Annotated in this window: 11 protein-coding genes and 1 pseudogene; 3 read left to right on the forward strand and 9 right to left on the reverse strand. The window is 51.3% G+C overall.

Translation table 11 applies throughout. The annotated features are described in order from the left end of the window. The first annotated feature begins 131 nt into the window (after positions 1 to 131). The 3 genes from C2M29_RS13165 (at position 132) to C2M29_RS13175 (ending at position 7,771) form a co-directional block, all read left to right on the forward strand. Positions 132 to 3,953 carry an HYR domain-containing protein gene (locus tag C2M29_RS13165; RefSeq protein ID WP_105190197.1) on the forward strand — a complete coding sequence of 1,274 codons (3,822 nt, stop codon included), beginning with the start codon at positions 132 to 134 and terminating at the stop codon, positions 3,951 to 3,953. Positions 3,954 to 4,293: 340 nt separating this feature from the next. Then, the gene (locus C2M29_RS13170; RefSeq protein WP_105190198.1) at positions 4,294 to 6,969 is read left to right on the forward strand and encodes a TonB-dependent receptor; all 2,676 of its coding nucleotides are present in this window, start codon (positions 4,294 to 4,296) and stop codon (positions 6,967 to 6,969) included. A gap of 97 nt (positions 6,970 to 7,066) precedes the next feature. Further along, positions 7,067 to 7,771, forward strand: a complete 705-nt coding sequence (locus tag C2M29_RS13175; protein ID WP_105190199.1) for a UTRA domain-containing protein — start codon at positions 7,067 to 7,069, stop codon at positions 7,769 to 7,771. Positions 7,772 to 8,031: 260 nt separating this feature from the next. Here C2M29_RS13175 and C2M29_RS13180 read toward each other — a convergent pair whose 3' ends face one another. The 9 genes and pseudogenes from C2M29_RS13180 to C2M29_RS13220 form a co-directional block, all read right to left on the reverse strand. Then, on the reverse strand, positions 8,032 to 9,855 hold the full coding sequence (locus C2M29_RS13180; RefSeq protein WP_105190200.1) for a 2Fe-2S iron-sulfur cluster-binding protein: 1,824 nt from the start codon (positions 9,853 to 9,855) through the stop codon (positions 8,032 to 8,034). Next, on the reverse strand, positions 9,855 to 13,748 hold the full coding sequence (locus tag C2M29_RS13185) for an efflux RND transporter permease subunit (protein ID WP_442792558.1): 3,894 nt from the start codon (positions 13,746 to 13,748) through the stop codon (positions 9,855 to 9,857). Before C2M29_RS13185 ends, C2M29_RS13180 begins: the two co-directional genes overlap by 1 nt. 16 nt (positions 13,749 to 13,764) lie before the next feature. Next, positions 13,765 to 15,495 (reverse strand): annotated as a pseudogene (locus C2M29_RS13190) (efflux RND transporter periplasmic adaptor subunit). Beyond that, positions 15,495 to 16,892, reverse strand: a complete 1,398-nt coding sequence (locus tag C2M29_RS13195; RefSeq protein WP_105190201.1) for a TolC family protein — start codon at positions 16,890 to 16,892, stop codon at positions 15,495 to 15,497. Before C2M29_RS13195 ends, C2M29_RS13190 begins: the two are co-directional and overlap by 1 nt. Then, positions 16,892 to 17,377, reverse strand: a complete 486-nt coding sequence (locus C2M29_RS13200) for a DUF411 domain-containing protein (protein WP_105190273.1) — start codon at positions 17,375 to 17,377, stop codon at positions 16,892 to 16,894. The genes C2M29_RS13195 and C2M29_RS13200 overlap by 1 nt, the downstream gene beginning before the upstream one ends. A 101-nt stretch (positions 17,378 to 17,478) precedes the next feature. After that, positions 17,479 to 17,868: a hypothetical protein gene (locus C2M29_RS13205; protein ID WP_105190202.1), complete on the reverse strand. Its 390-nt coding sequence runs from the start codon at positions 17,866 to 17,868 to the stop codon at positions 17,479 to 17,481. A gap of 208 nt (positions 17,869 to 18,076) precedes the next feature. Next, complete coding sequence (locus C2M29_RS13210; RefSeq protein ID WP_105190274.1) at positions 18,077 to 18,325, reverse strand: hypothetical protein; 249 nt, start codon at positions 18,323 to 18,325, stop codon at positions 18,077 to 18,079. Between the two features lie 68 nt (positions 18,326 to 18,393). Further along, positions 18,394 to 19,476 (reverse strand): hypothetical protein, encoded by a 1,083-nt coding sequence (locus tag C2M29_RS13215; protein WP_105190203.1) that lies wholly within the window; start codon positions 19,474 to 19,476, stop codon positions 18,394 to 18,396. 52 nt (positions 19,477 to 19,528) lie between these two features. Continuing rightward, positions 19,529 to 20,482, reverse strand: coding sequence for a nuclease-related domain-containing protein (locus C2M29_RS13220; RefSeq protein ID WP_105190204.1), 954 nt, complete (start codon positions 20,480 to 20,482; stop codon positions 19,529 to 19,531). Position 20,483: the final 1 nt, after the last annotated feature.

Here is a 20,483-nt window from a genome sequence, read left to right on the forward strand (position 1 = left end):
AAACAACTATAGCTATAGCCACGTTGAAACATTGCTGGCTGAATGAAGTCTGCCCGACAAACTCAAACCAAGTCTGCCTGACAAACTGAAGTGAAATCCGCCGACAAAAGAATCATCCTCAAGGAGATTTTATGTTGATTTCACTGCTGCTCAGGTGTGCCTGCACCTGCTCTCGCCTTTTGCTAACCAGTGCCATAAAAAGCGTAAGTAAAAAGATTAGTAACCACTTACTTAAGCTCAACGTAATGGCGAGTGTTACCTTATTACTGGCCTGTTTGTATATTCCTAACTCCTACGCCGTGAGCAGCTGTGGCGGCGATGGCGAGCGCGCCTGCTGTGCCGGTACCTTTGAGGTCTGGCTTGGCCAGGCCTGTGATTACGGCAATGTTGAAGTCGCGGGTTGCTCCGGGGACTGCACCTGCGGCGGTCTGAATCCATTTGGCATTCAGGCATCGGGCACCTGTAAAGCCACCACCTCCTGTGGCGGCGAAGGACAAAGAGCCTGCTGCAATGGCCTGACGGAAACCACCACCTCGGGTGAGCTACGCGCCTGTAACTCTGGATTAGTTCCTGTCGCTGGCTGCGCCGGCAATTGTTATTGTGGTGGCAGCATAGCCACGGGGCAAGTTGCTCAACATACCTGTGCGCCGGTGACCGAATGCGGCGGTGAAGGACAAAGAGCCTGCTGTGTAGGCGAGCCAAATACCAGCGGGGCATGTCAATCGGATCTAGTAGAAATTCCTGGCTGTACCGGTGATTGCAGTTGCGGCACGGTTGACCCCGCCGACTGGCTTGGCGGCATTCCCTCGCAATCCAGTGGTACTTGTGCACGTATTGGCAGTGTCGCCATCGAAGAACCGCAAGCGGGCTGGAGCGCCAGCGAGGAGCCGCGAACCTGTGCCCTGCGCGGCTACGCCGACCTGCATAACCACCTGTTTGCCCATTTAGCCCATGGTGGCAGGACCTTTGCCGGTGAGTCGGCCCCGGTTGATGACTTTGGTCAATTTACCCTGAATGCAAGTAACAGCATTAATTCAGCCATGTCGCAACAGGAAGATCTCGACATCCACGGCACTCACACCATACTTGAGGGCTTGATTAACGGCGACACCGTCGGTGCCGGCACCAAGGACGGCTCGGTCGGTACGGGCGCACCTCCTTATTTCAATAACTGGCCGACCTGGACCACCACCACCCACCAGCAAATGTACTACCCCTGGGTGGAACGTGCGTTTCGTGGCGGCATGCGCTTGACCACCATGTTGGCGGTGACCAATGAAGCGCTGTGCAAGTCCACCGAAGGCAGCGACTGCGCCAACTCCATGGGTCCCATCGATGCACAGCTAGAGGCCGCCTATGATTTCCAGCGCTTTATCGATGAAAACTGTGCTGCCGACCCAGCCTCCGGCTTTTGCGCCGGCGAAGCGGGCACCAAAGAAGGCTGGTTTCGTATCGTCACCAGCCCCTTAGAGGCGCGCCAGGTTATAAGTGAAGGCAAGCTCGCCGTGGTGCTGGGCATAGAGGTGGATAACCTCTTTAACTGTAAAGAGCAAAATAGCAATCGTCCCGAAGCCAGCTGCCCCAATATGCGTGACAGCAATGACGAGCTGATGCGCAACGAGCTTGGTGAGCCCATAGACACGGTGACAAAAGCGGTGAATCATTACTTCGACAAGGGCGTGCGTCACTTCTTCCCTATTCACAATTTCGATAACGCCTTTGGCGGCGCCGCCACCTGGAACGACATTATCGCCGTCGGCAATGCCTATTCGGAGCAGCGCTGGTGGCATATAGAAGATTGTGGTGTGGGATATGGTGAGTATGGCAGCCGGCTGTCCGGCGGGCCCTTCGACGACCTGCTAAAACGATTAATCGGCGCCATCGGCTTTGACTCCGAGCTGCCCGTGCGCCCCATCTATCCCCTTTACCCCGCGTGCAACCGCTATGGCCTGAACCTCAGCGACACCAATCCAGGTCCGGATAAACGCGGATTAGGTAGTGAGTTATTTTCGGCGCTGATGGACAAGGGCATGATCATAGATATCGACCATATGTCCCGTAAGTCCCTAGACAACACCCTGGCCCTGACGCGCCTGTATGCAAGTGATGAAAATAACCCCTTAGCTTACTATCCCCTGGTGGCCAGCCATGTGCAGTTTTTTGATTTGCACCAGCGTACGTTCGGTGGCAACCAAGGCCGTCATGAGCGCATGCGCACCAAAGAGCAACTCGAAGCCATTCGTGATGGTGGCGGTATGATAGCGGCCATGACCAAGGACGATGTGCAAGACACGGCAATCAAGGGCTATAAGGTCACCTTGCCCTACTCAGAGCCACTTTTTGGCGTAGCCATCAAGGATAACTGCCGTCATTCTTCCAGAACCTTTGCCCAGGCCTATCAGTATGCGGTGGATGTGATGGGCGGCCCTGTGGCTCTGGGCAGTGACTTTAACGGCGTCGCCGGTCATGTTGGCCCTCGTTTTGGCGGTAATGCGTGCGGCAGTGATATTCCTACTTTGGTTTCCAGCGCCGATGCTGAACGCAGCGCCCAACTGCGCGAAAACAATAAACTTATCTACCCCTTTACCCTCGACGGCTATGGTACATTTGATAGGCAAACAAGCGGATTTAAAGCCTTTGACTTCAATGTCGATGGACTGGCCCATGTGGGCCTGCTGCCCGACCTAGTGAAAGACATGGAAAATATCGGCCTTGCCAAGCCCTATAACGATGCCTTGTTTGAATCGGCGGAGCAGTATATTCGCGTGTGGGAGCGTGCCCTGCGCATCGCCGCCTTGAAAAACGGCAACCCTTTACCCGAAAGTCCCGCGGCGGATCTTACCTGCCCTCGCAGCAATTTATGCCAGGGAGATAACAGCGTACCGGCGGGTATTAGTTGCCCGGCGCAGGTGGTTAAAGAGTGCACCGGGCCTGATACCGAGGCACAATTTGCCGACCCCAGCGTGAGCGATGGCAGTTGTGGCGTCGCCACCTTCCAAGGGTGTATTCCAGGCTCAGGCTCACTCTTTAGTCTGGGGGACAATCAGGTAACCTGCGCCGTGATGGACAGCGGCAGAAACTCCGAAAGCTGTTTCTTTAACGTAACCATACAGGATACTCAGGTACCGGACATTACCGCCCCCGCCGATGTGCTCGCCGTGGAGTGTACCTCGCCCCAAGGTGCCTCCCCAGAACTTGGGCTGGCAAGTGCCGCGGATATCTGTGATATCGACCCGGTTATTAGTAATGATGCCCCAGGTATTATTCCCATTGGCGCCAATACCATCACCTGGACCGCCACCGATGGCAGTGCCAATCAAGGCAGCGCACCACAGCTGGTGGAAATAGTCGATACCGTGCCCCCGCAGATTAATTGCCCGCAAAACATAGTGGCCGAGTGCAGCGGCAACCGCTCTGCAACCCTGACCCCAGGCGCGGCAACCGGATCAGATCTCTGTTCAACCACGGTGGCGCTAAGCAGGCCAGCAACCCAGTCTTTCCCCATGGGGATCACAGAGCTCATCTACACCGCCACCGATGCCCAGGAGCTGACCTCGAGCTGCACCAGTAGGGTTAAGGTCGAAGATACGCTGGCACCACAATTCAACGACATCCTGGCCTCACCGCATATCCTCTGGCCGCCAAACCATGAAATGATCGACGTGGTGATCACCCTGACGGTCAACGATGTCTGCGACAACAGCGTCCCCGTATGCCGCGTCACCCATATCAGCAGCAATGAGAGCAGCGATGGCAAGGGTGATGGCAGTACCGAACCCGATTGGTACTGGGACGCCAATCAAACCGGCACCACCTTGAACGTACAGCTGCGCGCCGAGCGAGAAGGCTCCGGCGACGGTCGCACCTACACAATCGATCTGGCCTGCAGCGATCTCACGGGTAACACCAGTACGGCGCAAACCACGGTCTATGCGCCCAAAAATAACAATTAGTGTTAGAACGTAAATTAAAGCCCGCATCTGCGGGCTTTTTTATATCAACACGCGTCCTTGGCTTAAAAGGAAAGGACCTCAGTAAGCACCACAGCTTGTAACTGCTTCATCAACTCCCCCCCTGAAAATAGCCTGATAACGGCGATAACAGCCCATCTTGAAAATTTTTTGAGACTAATTGTTAAAAACTGGTAAATACACTGTTGTATATACCGCAACCCTGATGTATAAAAAAAGAGCGGTATATACAGCAGGGATTAAATTAGTATTGCTCTACACGGCCATACATACAGGATCTGAGAACAATAAATTTAATAGAACCAACTAGATCGGAGTTACTATGAAACTATCACCTATAGCAAAAGTGTTGTGCCTGGCTTTTCTTGCATCCCACACAGTCCACGCACAAGATGAGCAAGTAGATCAACAGAACGAAGCGGATATTGAGAAGATACAAATTACCGGTAGCCGTATCAAGCGAACCGATATGGAAGCGGCCAGCCCGGTGAGCGTGATCACCTCGGATCAAATTCTTGCCACCGGCATTTCCAATGTAGAAAACCTATTACAAGAGATGTCTTTTTCTGCCGGTGTTGCGGGTAACCAAACAAATGCCTATTGGACCAGCGGCGGTTATGGCACGGCTCAAGTTAACTTGCGTGGTATGGGGATCAAAAGAACGCTTGTGCTGTTAAATGGACGACGCATTGTCTCCGGTGGTACGGGTGCTAACAGCTCGGTTGATTTAAATATGATCCCGACTTCAATCATTAAACGCATTGAAGTACTTAAGGACGGCGCCTCTGCGGTATATGGTGCAGATGCAGTGGCTGGTGTAGTCAATATCATCACTAAAAATGATTTTGATGGTGCAGAGTTAGACGTTAAAGCCGGTATGGCCGATGACGGTGACGGTGAAAGCCAAGACGTCAGCCTGAGCCTGGGTGGCGATTTCGATAAGGGCAACTTCTTTGTCAATGCAACATACAGCAACAGTGAAGCCGTGCGCCAGTCCGATCGTATTGATTGCCCTGTGTTTGGTACCGAAGACAGTGAACTGGTGTGTTTCGGCAGCGGTACCACAGAGGGCGGCCGAGCGCTTTTACCCGATGGCACGGCGGTACAATTCAACCAAAATCCAGACACGGCAACCTACGGCGACGACTTTGGTCCATACAACAGTGCAGAGCATGGGTTTGACTGGCTTCCCTACCTAAACGCGGTCAGTCCGCTAGAACGCATCAGCATCGCCAATTTTGCCAATTACCGTATTAATGATGACACCCGCTTATTCTATGAAGCCATGTATACCAAGCGCAAGGCTCGCCAAATTGTAACGCCGCGTAATGGCTTTGGTGGTATTAGCGTTGATGCCGACTTCCGCTATAACCCTACCGGTCAAGACGTTGAATTCCAGCGCCGCCGCAACACCGAACTAGGCGCCCCTTTCTTTTTCCAAGAAACAGACACGGTACGAATCGTCCTGGGCCTGGAAGGCGAATGGGACAATGGCTGGTATTGGGATGTGGCCTACAACTATGGTCGCAACACGGGTAAGGATGGCTGGACATTTGATATCGACCCAGCTAAGGCACAGCAAACCCTGGATGACAGTATTTGTACCTACGACAACAGCAATGGCATCCCCTGCGGAGATTGGTTCGGTGTGAATGAGCTCACACCCGAAGTCATCGACTATGTTAAGTATCGCCGCGAAGGCACGGGTGGTAACGAGATGCGCACCTGGACCGCGAACGTTTCCGGTGAGGCTTTTGCGCTTCCTTATGGCGCCCTTGCGGTGGCCGTGGGTGTCGAAAAGCGCTGGGAAAGCGGTTGGCGAGATCCGGACTCAACGGTACTGGCCAACGGCCTAGAGGATAAAATCGCCGGTGACTTCAGCGTTACCGAAGCCTATTTCGAGCTTTCGGCACCGCTCTTAGCGGACCTAGATTTTGCTCAAAAAGTCGATGCCGAATTCGCCATGCGCTATTCGGATTATGACACCCTTGACCCTGAGACCACCTATAAACTGGGTATTACCTGGAAAATAGATGACAGCCTAATGCTGCGCACGGTTAAGTCTACCGCCTTCCGCGCACCGGCCATTACCGAGCAGTTCGGTGGCACCAACGGTGAAAACCTGCGAACCATCGACCCCTGTGAGAATGCGACCGGCGCCATAGCGCAAAACTGTTTGGCCGATAATGTGCCTGCCGACTTCGTCCAAGACGGCACCACTGTGCTCACCAATGTGGGTGGTAACCCGGATATTGGTCCAGAAGAAGCCGACACGCTCACCGCGGGTATCGTTTGGCAACCACAGTTTCTTGACAACTTTTCGATGACGGTCGACTACTTCGATATTGAAGTCGAGGGTGCCATTACTTCGGTAAACGGCTCGGACATGTTAAAGCTATGTTATGAAGATCCTGTAGGTAATTCAGAGTTTTGTGGTACATTTACCCGTCATCCGCTGACCCGACAGGTCACTGAAATTAATCAGCGTCCGGTAAATGCGGCGACAGAAAATGTCGCGGGTGTCGACTTGAACATGGATTATAAATTTGACCTTGCAGGGTTAAGTGCCAAAACCAATTTAGATGTCACTCGTCTGCTAAAACATGAAAGCACGCCTTTCGCCGGTCAGCCTACAATCGATAAAGTAGGTTTCATCACCGAAGATCAAGGTAGCTACACCAAGTGGCGCAGTAACTTTAACTTTATGGTTATGGCGGATTTGTGGTCAGCGGGGCTTTCGGTACGATATATAGGTTCTGCGGACGATGTGAATGGCGGTGATTTCGATCCACTGGGTAAATCCGTTGGCTCGGTCACTTATACAGACATTCAGGGCTCTTATGAGATTAACGACGATTTGCAGCTGTCGGCGGGGATCGATAATATATTCGACAAGAAGGCGCCCTATTTAACGTCTTGGAATGACGCCAATACGGACGTTATGACCTACGACTTAATCGGTCGCAGAGGCTTTGTCCGTTTAAATTATAAGTTCTAAGGGCTTATAACAATAAAGTGATGTAGGCTTTAACTATGGTGAAGCCTACATCTGACTTAATAAATACACCTTATACACATGGATAACGTTGTAAGCGATGCAAGTTCCAAAATACAAAGAAATCAGCAATTTTATAATCTCAAAGATAAATAGCGGAACTTGGGCTGAGAACGAAAAGCTGCCATCTGAAAACGATCTTGCCGAATTGCTCGACAGCAGTCGCATGACGGTAAGAAAATCGTTAGAACAGCTGGTCGCCGACGGACTGCTTTATCGCCGGCCGAGTGTTGGTACCTTTGTCGCGCCAAAGAAAGTGCAGAGTTCCTTTTTGGAAATTCGAAACATTGCCGATGAAATTAAAGAGCGCGGTCATCAGCATTCAAGCCTTGTCCTTAGTAAGGTGCTGATGAAGCCCACGGACAAGTTATTAGAGCTGTTAAAGCTGGACACTTACGTCGATGTAGTAAGAGTGGTGATTTTACATCAAGAAGATGGCAAACCCTTTCAACTCGAAGAGCGTTATGTCAACGCCGAGCTGGTGCCTGACTTTTTCAACCAGGACTTTACCCAAATCACCTGTAATGAGTACCTTAGTACCCAGTTACCGGTGACCAGCGCCGAGATCGCAATTGAAGCCATTACCCCACCCAAAATTCTAAAACACCAATTAGGAATGAACGATGGCGATCCCTGCCTCAAACTCACCCGGATAACCACCTCGGGCAGTAACACCGTCAGTTTCGCTAATCTTTACCATTCGGGAAATGCATTTAAACTCACAGGAAAGCTGGTCTCTGTCTAGCCTCGACTGGCTGTTTGAGCGCCATGTTATGCGCTCAAGATAATGCTTTTCTGGGCCTGAACGCCTCCCCGCCTTTACCCACACATTTGATAAACCCGTCACTCCTGCCCTTGCTCGCATAATAAGGGTCACTACTACTCTGAGCAGCGCTATGGCTATGGCATAAGCCGTGTCGACTTGGAATCCCCAAAATAAAGTCACAAAAAAGCCGAGTAGTTACCTACTCGGCTCATTTTTATCGCTGATTGACTCACTTAATCCTAACTAAAGCTATCGAAGTGGATAACGTTTTTATCGACTCCCATATTAACCAGGGTGGCTATGGTCTCATCCATCATGGCTTTTGGCCCGCACATGTAATAGTGCGCGGCTAACAGGGCTTCTTTATTCATATTATTGAACAACACCTGCTGCGCATAGCCGGTGGCGCCTAACCAATCCGGGCCGGCTTGCGATAGCACAGGGGTAAAGCTGAAATTATCAAAGCGTTGGCTCAGGGCAAAAAACTCTTCCTGGTAGAGCAGGTCTTCTTCATGGCGCGCACCAAAGTAGAAGTGAACGTGCTGCTTAGAATTGCGAGCCAAAAGCAGCTCCTTGATAATCCCTCTCAACGGCGCCATACCAGAGCCGGCACCAATAACAATAATTGGCGCGCTCGAGTCTTGTTCAACATAGAACTCTTCGAATGGACCAAGCGCATCAACCGTGTCACCTGGCGCCATGGTACATAAATAGCTGGAACCCGAGCCCGCCGGCACGCCCTGTTGCGGGGCGCGATGATATTTAATCGCGAACACCAGCTCTTCATCTAACTGGCTCACCGAGGTGAGTGAGTAGTTACGTGAGCAAGCCGCTCTGGGGTAATGGGTATGGTCTTCATCGTCCCAATAGGCTTTGTAATCGCTGGGAATATCGTTCGGCTTGACCGGTACTTGCCCTTCGGGAATAAAGAAACGCATAAAGGCACCGGCTTTATAAGCCAGTGGCGGCCCCTGTACCTTAAATCTTAACTCCTTGATGTCCGGGCTTACAAACTCACTGCCCACCAGGGTCAGCTCAACCTTTTTGGCATCGGTGACATCGAACAGGGTCATGTCTTTAACGTCATCGGAGAAGTGCTGACAGGCTAACCTAAATCCTTGCGCCAGCTCAGCTTGCGAGAAGTGCTGATGGTCGGCGGATGTGGCCTTAGGAGCAGGGTTAATCAACACCTTACAGCGCCCACAGGTGCCCCCGCCGCCACAGGTGGATGGCAGGGAAATGTCATGGCCCGCGAGTCCATCCAGTAAGTTAGTGGCGGTGGAAAGCTCAAGCTGATCAAGCAACTGCTGTTCATGATCAAATATTTTCACCGACGAGCGCTTCGACAACAGGGCGACCTTATACTGCCCGCGCTTAATCATATCTAGGGTCCAGATCAGCCCGGAAAGCGACAGCCACAAGGTAACAAACGCAAACAGAATGATCTGAATATTGTTAAAGCTGCCCTCATTGCCGTAATCCATAAAGTGCAACATAAAGAAGATATCGGCGAAGCGCTTGTGGGCATCGCTGTGCCCGACCACGCGTCCCGACCCCGCCTCGATATACACACTGGTTTGAATATCATCGTTAAAGTTCACCCGCCACGCGGCATTTTTTTGCTTAGGAAAGTCTTCAATGGGTGGCTGTAACAAGGTTACTTCACCGACACTGCCCGGGCCGTTGTAGGATTGCTTGGCAAGGCGCGTGGCAAAGGCCGCATCTAGACTCACCTCATTGCCCCGATAGGCATCAAACAGGCTGTACTCGTTTTCAAAATTGGCGTACAGGCCGCGCTTATGAGTAAGCAAATAATAGGGCTGACCGAGCAGTGCAATCTGCTTGAGCGATACACTGGGCTCGGCTTTTTCCATCACGCTTCTTGGTTCGACCAAGGCTGCGGTATCTATCTGCACCTGGTCATGCGCGTGGGCGCGATAGGTATGACCGCCGACCTTATGGTGATCCATCAAGTTAAAATAAAAGCCGCTGCCTAACCACAGCATAAACTGAACCCCCACGACCAGGGAGGTCCATTTGTGTATTGATCTTATCCACTGCATCAGACACCACCTCGTTGTAGTTGATTTTTTTGTTGGAGGTCTTGCGTTAAGGCATGCTCTTCTTCGTTCTTTTTAAACACCCTAAAGTACACCAGCACCATGCCGGCCAAGGCGGCCAAGATGCTAAACAGGGTCACCCAAAACAGCAATTGATTGTCTATTTCACTGTCTTCGTAGTCCATCACGTGGAATCTAAACATCCAGTCGAACAAGCGCCACCATTGGTGTCGCTTGGCCAGTACCTCACCGCTTCGGGCGGAAATGTACAGCGCCGGGCTGCCCAGGTTGTCGAAATTCACACGCCATGCAGGCAATGCATTATGCACCCGTCGACTCAACTCAAAGGGTGGGTTGTCGTCTATGTATTCAACACTTTCAACGTCCCCGCTGCCGGTGTACTCGAACTTGGCTACCCTCACGGCTTCGTCTTTCGCCAAAGGCGACAGCAATACGCCGGTGTTGGCATCCACCAGATAGTGAACATCGTCCTGCACAAAGCGATAAACCGGTTTATCCAGATGCATCCCCAACGAGAGCTTCTCCAAGCCTGTGTACTGAGCCCTTAACGAGCTCATGGGATAGTTGACCTGCTGCACCGGCACCTTGGTCTGATGGTTGTGAACCAGGGTGTCTCCATGAATATAATCGATATCGAAAAACACCATGTAGGCCCCGGTAACCGACCAGATCACAAACTGAGAGCCTAAAAACAGCATCAGCCACTTGTGGTATTTTCGGCTGCTTTTTAGCAGGCTAAAGGGCGGTGTTTTGTCTGCCTCAAGGGCGCGAGCGCGCCAGATAAAGTAGACCGCCGGTAAGACCAGCAGAGTCAGTAACACCGCACTGAGCATACCGCCCACCATGGGCGCGGCAATACGGCTCATCACCTCGGAGCCGGTTCCCGAACCATATAAGATGGGCATTAGGCCGATGATAATGGTGGCAACCGTCATCATTACCGGGCGAATACGCATACCCGCCCCTTCCATAATGGCTGCTGTCAGCTGTGCTCTGTCGAAGGCAATGCGCTGTTCTTTACAGCGTTCCTTCGCCTCCTTATAGGACTGGTTTAAATACACCAGCATAATCACGCCAATTTCGACCGCGACCCCGGCCAGGGCGATAAAGCCTACACCCACGGCCACGGAGAAGTTGAAGCCCTCAAGGTACATCAACCATAAGCCACCGATCATCGCCATGGGCAGGGTGATGATAATGATGCCGACTTCAACAAGGGATCTGAAGTTTAAGTAAAGCAGCACCACAATAATGGCCAGGGTGAGTGGCAAGACATAGGCCAGCTTATCTTTCGCTCGCTCCATGTACTCATATTGTCCGGCCCAGTTGATCGAGTAACCCGCCGGTAAATCCAGGTTGGCTGCCAAATGCGCCTTGGCATTTTCAACATAGGTGCCCACATCCACATCGGCGATATCGATAAAGGTCCAGCCGTTAATACGGGCATTCTCACTCTTGATACCCGGCGGACCAATCTCAATACGAATATCGGCAACATCGCCAAGGGCAATGCGTTGTCCATTTGGGGTCACCACGGGTAGACGAGCAAGCTGCTCGGGCGAGTCGCGGTAATCCTGCGGATAACGCAGGTTGACCGGATAACGCTCTTGGCCTTCGATGGTTTGCGTCACATTCATGCCGCCGATGGCGGTAGAGACCACCTGCTGCACGTCTTCAATGTTTAACCCGAAGCGGCTCGCTTTTTCCCGCGAAATATCCACCTTAATATAACGGCCGCCGGCCACGCGCTCGGAGTAAACAGAGGCGGTTCCTTGCACCTGGGGCAAAAGCTGCTCGATTTGCTGACCTATGTCTTGAATGACATCCAATCTCGGTCCCGCGACCTTGATACCCACCGGGGTTTTAATGCCGGTTGCCAGCATATCGATACGGGTTTTAATTGGCATGACCCAGGCGTTTGTTAGGCCGGGGAATTTTACCAATTTATCAAATTCCGCTTTCAGGCTTTCGGTGGTCACGCCTTCGCGCCACTGATCGCGCGGTTTAAGCTGAATGAAGGTTTCTATCATGGTCAGCGGCGCCGGATCCGTCGCCGTTTCCGCCCGCCCTACTTTACCGAACACAGTCTCCACCTCCGGCACGGTGCGGATCAGCCTGTCGGTTTGCTGCAACAACTCACGGGCTTTACCAATGGAAATACCCGGATAGGTGGTTGGCATGTACATTAAATCCCCTTCATCCAACGGCGGGATGAACTCACTGCCAATTTTGTCTACCGGGTAGAATCCTACCAGGGTCAAGGCAATGGCCAGCACCAGGGTGAGTTTCGGGAACTTCATCACCTGTGCCAACACAGGCTTATAGATGGCAATCAACAAACGGTTGAGCGGGTTTTTCTTTTCCGAGACTACTTTGCCGCGGATAAAGTAACCCATCAATACCGGCACCAGGGTAATAGCCAAACCGGCAGACGCCGCCATGGCATAGGTTTTGGTGTACGCCAGCGGCGCAAACATACGCCCTTCTTGTGCTTCAAGAATAAACACCGGCAAGAAAGACACCGTGATGATCAGCAAGCTAAAGAACAGCGCCGGCCCCACTTCGGAGGCGGCCTTGGCCACGATTTCCCAGCGGTTTTCGTTGGTCAGGGGCGTTTTTTCCATGTGTTTGTGCATGTTTTCTATCATCACGATAGCACCATCGGTCATGGCACCAATGGCAATGGCGATACCGCCCAGGGACATAATATTGGCATTGATCCCCTGCATATACATGATGATAAAGGACACCAAAATCCCCAGCGGCAAGGTAACCACGGCGACAATGGAGGAGCGTAAATGGAACAGGAAGGCCATACAGACTAACGCCACAATGGCCAGTTCTTCCGCGAGCTTGCTCCAAAGGTTATCCACCGCGCTTTCGATCAGTTTGGAACGGTCATACACAGTGACAATCTCAACCCCTTCCGGCAACGACGACTTCAAGGATTCGAGCTTGTCTTTGACCCCATCTATGGTTTGCTGGGCATTTTCACCAAAGCGCATTACCACTACGCCACCAACCACTTCGCCTTCGCCGTTTAATTCCGCGATACCACGGCGCATTTGCGGCCCCAGGCTGATATTTGCCACATCACCGATGCGCAAGGGGGTGCCTTGTTCGTTTATGCCAAGAGGGATTTTTTCAATGTCACTGACGGACTTAATATAGCCGGTGGCGGTCACCATATACTCGGCTTCGGCCAGCTCGACCACGGATGCTCCCGTCTCTTTGTTGCCGCGCTGCAAGGCAACCTGAATTTGTGCCAGCGGTACGTTGTAGGCACGCAGCTTATCCGGGTCGACCTGCACCTGGTACTGCTTCACCATACCGCCCACAGCGGCTACTTCCGATACACCGGGCACGGTTTGCAGCTCATACTTCAAGAACCAGTCCTGAATACTGCGCAATTGACTCAGGTCATGCTGGCCGGTTTTATCGGCCAAGGCATAGATATAAACCCAGCCCACACCGGTGGCATCCGGGCCCAGTTGCGGCTTGGCCGTCTCCGGCAGGCTAGAGGCCACCTGGCTTAGGTACTCCAGCACCCGCGAGCGTGCCCAATACAAATCGGTGTCATCATCAAAGATGATGTAAACATAGGAGTCACCGAAAAAAGAAAAACCGCGCACCGTTTGCGCACCGGGCACCGACAACATGGCCGTGGTCAGCGGAAAGGTCACCTGATCCTGTACCACCTGAGGCGCCTGCCCCGGATAGCTGGTTTTAATGATCACCTGCACATCGGAGAGATCCGGAATGGCATCAACCGGGGTGTTCTTCAGCGAGTACAAGCCGCCAAAGGCAATGATCAAGGTGATCAGTAGGACAAAAAAGCGATTGCCTACCGACCAGCGAATTATTGATTCAATCATAGCTACTTCCCTCTACTTAATGCGCTGAGTGATCAACAGCATCTTGCTGTTGCGTATTATCAGCTAGAGAGATTTCGGTGATGACAAAGTCGTCTCTGATTTCAAAGGTAAACATCACTTCATCGCCTTCATTAAAAGCAGAGATATCAACATCGTCGGCGACCATAAAGTCCATGGTAGCGGCCGGGCGGCCCCACTTTTCAATCGGTCCGCGGCTGATGTTCAAGATGCGGTTTTGCGCATCAACAAGGTTTATCACCCCCATCACGGTGGCACTGGACACCTCAGGCTCGGTCATAATGTGAATACCCGTTACCTCATAACCGCCGTCTTCGGTTTTGGTTACTTCAAAGTGCAGCGTCTGGCCTGCTTTCAAAGCGTCAATATCCACCGAGTCTGCCACGGTAAAGTCCATGGTCATCTCCGGCCAATCCCATTCTTTTGCCGGTCCGTGGGTGATATTAACCATGCGATGACCCGCCATTACGCTGTTGATCTCACCTTCCATCCATACCGACGCAGGCTCTTCCTCATGGGACATGCGTTTGAAGTCGGAGCTTTTACTTGATTCCGAGTCAATTAAGAATTGGGCCGAGGTCACCACCACATCGCCTTCTTCAAGACCCGTTAGTATCTCTACTTCATTCTCGCCCACTCGACCCAGGGTTACCGCTATCGATTTAAACTGGCCGTCACCAAAGTCCAGCACGACGCGATCTTGCTGTCCGGTTCTGATCACCGATTCTTTTGGCACCACCATGGTGTTGTCGGTTTACTCTGCTTGAATCGACACTTGCGCGAACATATTCGGCTTAAGCAAATAGCCCGGATTATCAAATTTCAATCTCACCCGCAGGGTACGAGTTTGGCTATTAAGGGTCGGATAAACATAATCAACCACACCGCCCCATTCTTTACTGGGAAGATAATCCAGTGTCATCGACACCGGCAGGCCTTTTTTAATGACATCGGCATCGCGCTCGAACACTTCCGCCTCAACCCAGACCTGATCCAGCTTGGCAATACTCATCAGCGTGGTACCGGGCTGCACATAAAATCCTTCACGCACTTGCAAGCCATCCACAACCCCTTGCTGCGGCGAATAAAAAGTAACGGTTTGTTGCACCTTGCCGGTACGCTCCAACTCATTAATAAACTCAGAAGACATGTGCAGTGCCTTTAAGCGCTCTCTTGCTGCCGCCGCCAAAGAACCGGTGCTGTGCTTTAAGGCGATCAGAAACTCTTCCTGGGCATTGACCAGCTGTGGCGAGTAAAGGGTGTATAACGCCTGCCCTTTATCCACCGGGTTACCGGCCGCTTTGACGTAGAGCTTTTCTATCCAGCCATCAACACGGGGGTGAATATGGATCAGTTCGTCTTCATCATATTGCACGTAGCCCACGGTGGAGATATTGGTTTGCATTGTTTTTACTTGCACCGGTGCCGTGCGCACACCCAGGTTATGGATCACATTTGGAGAAATTTTTACGGCTCCTGGGCCAAGATCACCGCCCGACTCTTCTTCCTCGTACACCGGAACAAGATCCATGCCCATGGGTGACTTACCCGGCTGATCACGACGATAATTGGAGTCCATGGGCGCCACCCAATAAAGCGGCTTTTTTTCGCCTGAATCGGCTGCTTTTTGGCCGGTGTCAGACTCTTGGCTGTGAAACAAACTCATGCCCCCGACTCCGATCAAGGCACCAATAATTACGGCGATAATCGTTTTGTTGTTAGACGACATTATTCTTCTCCAATTCGGTATGTAGGTATGGACTGGCTATTGGTTTGCTGTTGTGGTTGGTAGCGAGCCATAAAGTAATTGATTCGGGCAACGGTTTTAAGCAGGTTGACGTCAATGTTAAGTGCCGAAATACGCGCATTTAAAACGGCGATCCGGGCCCGAACGACTTCGGCAAAATCACCATCATCATTGGTGTACGCATTGAGCGATGCTTCTGCCTGTTCTTGTGTTTGTTTAAGTAACAGCTCGCCGTAGAGCGCCTTTCTGTCAGACAAGCGCTTTAACTGCTTGAGCTCTTTTTCCACTGCGCTGATCATTTGCTTGAGCAGCAGTAACTTCTCTGTTTTTACCGACTCAGACTCGGCAACCGAGGCGGCTACTTGTTTATCTTGGTTATTCTCGGTGAAAATCGGCAGGTCAAAGGTAACACCCACAGAGAAAAAATCGGCACGGCTGTCACCGGAAGGCATATCACCCCGGTAGCCGTAGCTGGCGTTGACGCCCCATTGGGGCTTATAGCTCTGCTCGGCCAGCTGCACGCCTTTTTCTGACACCTGCTGTTTCACATCAGTGGCCATGAGGGCGGGATGATAAGCCAACTCGCCGGCCAGGCGCTGGCGAGAATAATCGGATGCCTTTAACAGTTCGGCATTTAACAGCTGCAGTGTAGGCAACTGGTTTGATACCTCAAAAGCGAACGTACTTTGGTCATCATTGAATGTTATTGCAAACTCATCTTTATCATAGATATGCAGCCATTCGTTGAGCTGCGCCAACAGGGTATCGAGTTTTTGCTTTTCTACCGTCAACCTGTCTTCGAGTTGCACTATTTCCAGTTCGGCGCGAATAACATCCTGCTGGCGCGTCTTACCAATCACATTGGAGTAGCTAATCATTGCCACCTCGGCAATTTGCTCAAACAGCGCTCTGTCGCCCTTTATAAGCTCTATTGTGCGCTGCGCCAGGTAAGCGTCTAACCACAGCTCTGATACCTTGCTTTGAAGCTGCGCTTTACGGTTTGCGCGCAACAGCGGGTATTGACTCGACTCGAGCGCAAGTTGGCTTTGTTTTAATTGCAAGCTATCACCGCGAGGGAACATTTGCGTCACGCCGACTTTCACTTGCGTCATCCCCTCTTGCTCAAACTCCCAGGTATCTACCGGCAGGTTCATAAGACCGAGGGAAACCTGAGGGTCGGGTAAGGCGCCTGAAGCAACACTTTTGTTTTCAATGGCTTGCTGTTTAAGGCGATTGCCATGCAACCAAGGATCATTTTGTTGCGCCATCATGACCGCTTGTTCAAGGGTGATCGCTTGCTGTGCTGTCGCCACCTGCGAACCGGTGGCGACGGCGATAGCTAACAGCCAGGAGGAAGCGCTAAAAGGGTGGCTAGTCATTAGAACTGCTCCTCATAGGTTTTAACCTCGGCATAGACTTTGCTGCTGCCATCTTTGTAGAGGATAAGCACCTGATAGGGCGTAAACCTGTCTCCCACTTCCATCCCCGGCGACCCCAGGGGCATAGCAGGAACCGACAGGCCAATGGCATCGGCGTGATCTTCTTTTAGAAATTGCCGGATAAACTTCGCGGGAACATGGCCCTCAAAGGCAAAACCATCCCGTGAAATGGCACTGTGGCAGGAGCGATAATTGGCAGCGATGCCAAGTTTGGCTTTGACCGGACTGATATCCAGATAGTCTTTTGCATAGGTAATGAATCCCTCACTCTCGATATGGGAGATCCATTTTTTACAGCAACCACAGGTCGGTGTTTTGTACACCAACAGCTCTACAACATCATGCTTGTTGCTGTGCTCATTGGCATGAACAACACTCGGTAAAAGCAGTACGAACACTGCTACTTTTAAAAACTTTTTAATCATTTTAGCCCCCAGCAAACGCTGGCTTTTCACCACGCCTAAGCGTGTATTATCACAAAAGTGCTCATCATCTTAGAGCAGATTTTTGACGCATTAACCCTGTGTTAGGCAAAAATGGGGGGGCGAAAAAGAGACGTTTGAATCGCGCGTGGCTGCGTGGGGGTGGCGCTAATAACAGCTTCACTGACGGCAATCACGTCGGCCATGGCGGTAGAGGAATTGACAAGGGTCACCGATGCACAGGCGCTTGCCGGGCAAACACACTGCACCTCACAACAGTCATCCATCATAGCTGAGCTCATGGCTGTATCGCCGTGATCCATGCCTTGATGATGCTGCATCTGAGTGTGCTCGGTGGCCATATTCATGGCTACATGAGATTGATGAGCGTCCATAGTCGTTTCACACGTCATCGCAGAATACGCGAATGCCTGCCCAAGCAAAGCAATCAGCACGGCTGCAATAACCAATACCTGTGAAACCAGTCTAAACATAACACTCTCAATTAAAATAGCCTAAAAAGACTAAGCTACTTTTTGTGTAAAGTAAATGCTTTATAGATGAAGCAACTGCCGAAAGCGTTAGCAAACTCACCGCCAATAAAAAGCCGGCGTGAAGTTTTAATCACACCGGCTTATATTGCATCGCTTGCTTGTGCGCCCGCGGCCTAACACATATTGTCGGTCGCCGAGCAGAACAAACTTAGTGTCTTCTTTGCGGTGCGTTTTGGATCATTTCTTTGCCATTTTCATACACATAGGCGCTCACCCAACGGCCATACAGAAGCTGGTGATTGTCATCCAGCACGGCCACAAAGGGGCGGCCATCGGCATTATTGGTGGCCAAAGCAATCCCTGTGGCCTTATCTAGCCCCAAACCGCCGTTTTCAACTAAACGCAAAAACGCTTCAAGCTCTTCGAGGGTTTCAATAATGTCGTTGTCATTGATCATGGTCATTACTCACTTAAACTCTTATAGGTGTAGAGTAGCAGTTCTGGGCGAGCCGATAAATAAAGCCGCTAAGACTTAGGCGAATAATCGCGAAGAAAGCGCAGTTCAAAGTCCGCATTATCGAGTTCGTCGCACATATACCCAAAGCCATAATGCATCAGGGTGTTGATGTCTGAGGCAATGGGCTCCTCTTTCACCAACCTTTGCATGCCCGCCAAAAGTTGCTTGGCCCGTTTTTCTTCGCTGGTGCAGCCATAGGCAACCACGGAGTAAAATTTGGCATATTGGTCGCCTTGTGAGATGGCCGTTTGCAGCATATTGGCCCGCCGCGCCCCCTCATCTACCCGCGCTAAAATAAAGGCGGCCCTGGGCTCCTGGCGATACTTAACCAGGTAGTTCAGTATGGTTTTTGCCTTAAAGGTTGAAAGTGGGTACTCACCTTTATACTGGCCTCGGGCATTAACATGGCGGCCAGTATAGTAGCTATAGGCGTAGAACAAGGCTTCTTGGGTGGTGAGCTGATCCAGACTGTTAGGTGTCACATCGATGGCCTTAGCGCGATGACGTTCCAGCTCTTGCTGATAGCCCTCGGCGGCTGCCACCTGCTGATTAATGCCGTGGAAGATGTGAATTCCAACTGCCGTCGCCACATTGGTCAGCGAAGCCACCAGCAGCAACAGTGGCACAGCCACATACCAGCGGTTTTTCAGCAAGGTGTCGCTGGAATGGGCCTGTTGCTCGGTTAAGACATAAAAGGCCTTGTTTTGGGTTAAGGGAATACCTTTACGCGCAAAAAACGCCGCCGCCCAGGCGCCCGAGAGATACAAGCCAAGCAGAATGACGCCCCAGATGGTGCCGGTGATCACAATGCCGATATTGATAGCCACCACCACCAGGATCAGGTGGGTAAGAAAGCCAATTACAGCAAAACGGCGTCCATAGCCTTGGCCATGATAGCGCACCATAACACCAATGAGGGCGCCGCTAATAAACAGCATCATGGGTGAAAAAGCGGGCGCGAAGTAATACACGGCATACCAAATCACCAGTAAAGGCATACTCCAAAGCGCCCCCGCGAGCCCTGCCTTCACGGCATTTTGGTTATTGAGCTTCTTCTCGACTCGCTCTAATAATGTTGGATCGACATTCATACTGTAATTTCTTATTTTTGTTAGTTTATTACCGTGTCTTGCCTGCGCTGAGCTAACTGGCCGACTCGTGCCGTGCTTTTACTTGCTGAATATGCGCCTTGTAATCTTCGGCTGTAGTGCTTTCTTCTCTCATGGATAAAAGCACATTAAATTCAGCTAATTGCGCCTTGCTAAATTTTGGCTCGGTAAAACCGTTAATGTAGTCATTCATATTGCTTAACATTACTACATTTTTTGGCATGTCCGTTTTAAAAGTCGCTTTATCGTTAAACACCACCAGCGATTCAATGCCTTCTTTAACCCCCAGAAAAGACTGGACCGCCAGGCAATGCTTATAATTTTGCCGCAACGGGTTCATAAACTGAGATTTGTAGCGCAGGGTACGCTGTGTCCATTTAGCTTGCCTTTCATTGCCAAAAATCCAGCCACTGTAGTTCTTGCTTTCAATCACAAAAATACCAAATGGGCTCACCAACAGATGATCCACCTCGGTAAATTCACCGTTTTCGGTGCGCAGCAGAAGGTTTTCGTACAGGGTAAGATTGGTGCCCTTGGTTAGCTCTTTTAGTTTAAGGTTTACCCACCACTCTCCGATTGAGCCGGCTTTAAAGACCAATACCGCTTTAAATGCCGCCAGCAGCAAAAGGGCAAACCCAAACCACAAGCCCATGGGGAGCAAGAAAGAAAGCATCAGCTCGAAGGCATTGACCGATTCATGGGTCACCTGTTGAGGTGGACTAGAAGAGTTGCGAGCCTTGACAGGGTTAGCAATTTTCGGACGTATGGTGATCTCGGTAGGCGTTGAGATTTCTGTATTCGTCGCCCGCGGGCTAACACAATGTCTATCGTACGCTTTTTTGGCAACAAGATAAGGTGAGGACTGCTGCGCATGACTGAAGTCATTAATTTGATGTTGCAGCAAGATACACTCGGACTCGGTGTACTGCGCATTAGCAAGTAAGCCAGGGCTCAGTAGCAAGCTACTGAATAATAATGTCCATTTCATT

The sequence above is a fragment of the Pseudoalteromonas sp. T1lg48 genome, from assembly GCF_002964785.1.
Lineage (GTDB): Bacteria > Pseudomonadota > Gammaproteobacteria > Enterobacterales > Alteromonadaceae > Pseudoalteromonas.

Bases quoted from the DNA above. Each gene is read 5' to 3' on its own strand.
- C2M29_RS13170 (WP_105190198.1), top strand. From the start codon at position 4,294: ATGAAACTATCACCTATAGCAAAAGTGTTGTGCCTGGCTTTTCTTGCA.
- C2M29_RS13200 (WP_105190273.1), bottom strand. From the start codon at position 17,377: ATGATTAAAAAGTTTTTAAAAGTAGCAGTGTTCGTACTGCTTTTACCG.
- C2M29_RS13165 (WP_105190197.1), top strand. From the start codon at position 132: ATGTTGATTTCACTGCTGCTCAGGTGTGCCTGCACCTGCTCTCGCCTT.
- C2M29_RS13205 (WP_105190202.1), bottom strand. From the start codon at position 17,868: ATGTTTAGACTGGTTTCACAGGTATTGGTTATTGCAGCCGTGCTGATT.
- C2M29_RS13195 (WP_105190201.1), bottom strand. From the start codon at position 16,892: ATGACTAGCCACCCTTTTAGCGCTTCCTCCTGGCTGTTAGCTATCGCC.
- C2M29_RS13220 (WP_105190204.1), bottom strand. From the start codon at position 20,482: ATGAAATGGACATTATTATTCAGTAGCTTGCTACTGAGCCCTGGCTTA.
- C2M29_RS13185 (WP_442792558.1), bottom strand. From the start codon at position 13,748: ATGATTGAATCAATAATTCGCTGGTCGGTAGGCAATCGCTTTTTTGTC.
- C2M29_RS13215 (WP_105190203.1), bottom strand. From the start codon at position 19,476: ATGAATGTCGATCCAACATTATTAGAGCGAGTCGAGAAGAAGCTCAAT.
- C2M29_RS13180 (WP_105190200.1), bottom strand. From the start codon at position 9,855: ATGCAGTGGATAAGATCAATACACAAATGGACCTCCCTGGTCGTGGGG.
- C2M29_RS13175 (WP_105190199.1), top strand. From the start codon at position 7,067: ATGCAAGTTCCAAAATACAAAGAAATCAGCAATTTTATAATCTCAAAG.
- C2M29_RS13210 (WP_105190274.1), bottom strand. From the start codon at position 18,325: ATGATCAATGACAACGACATTATTGAAACCCTCGAAGAGCTTGAAGCG.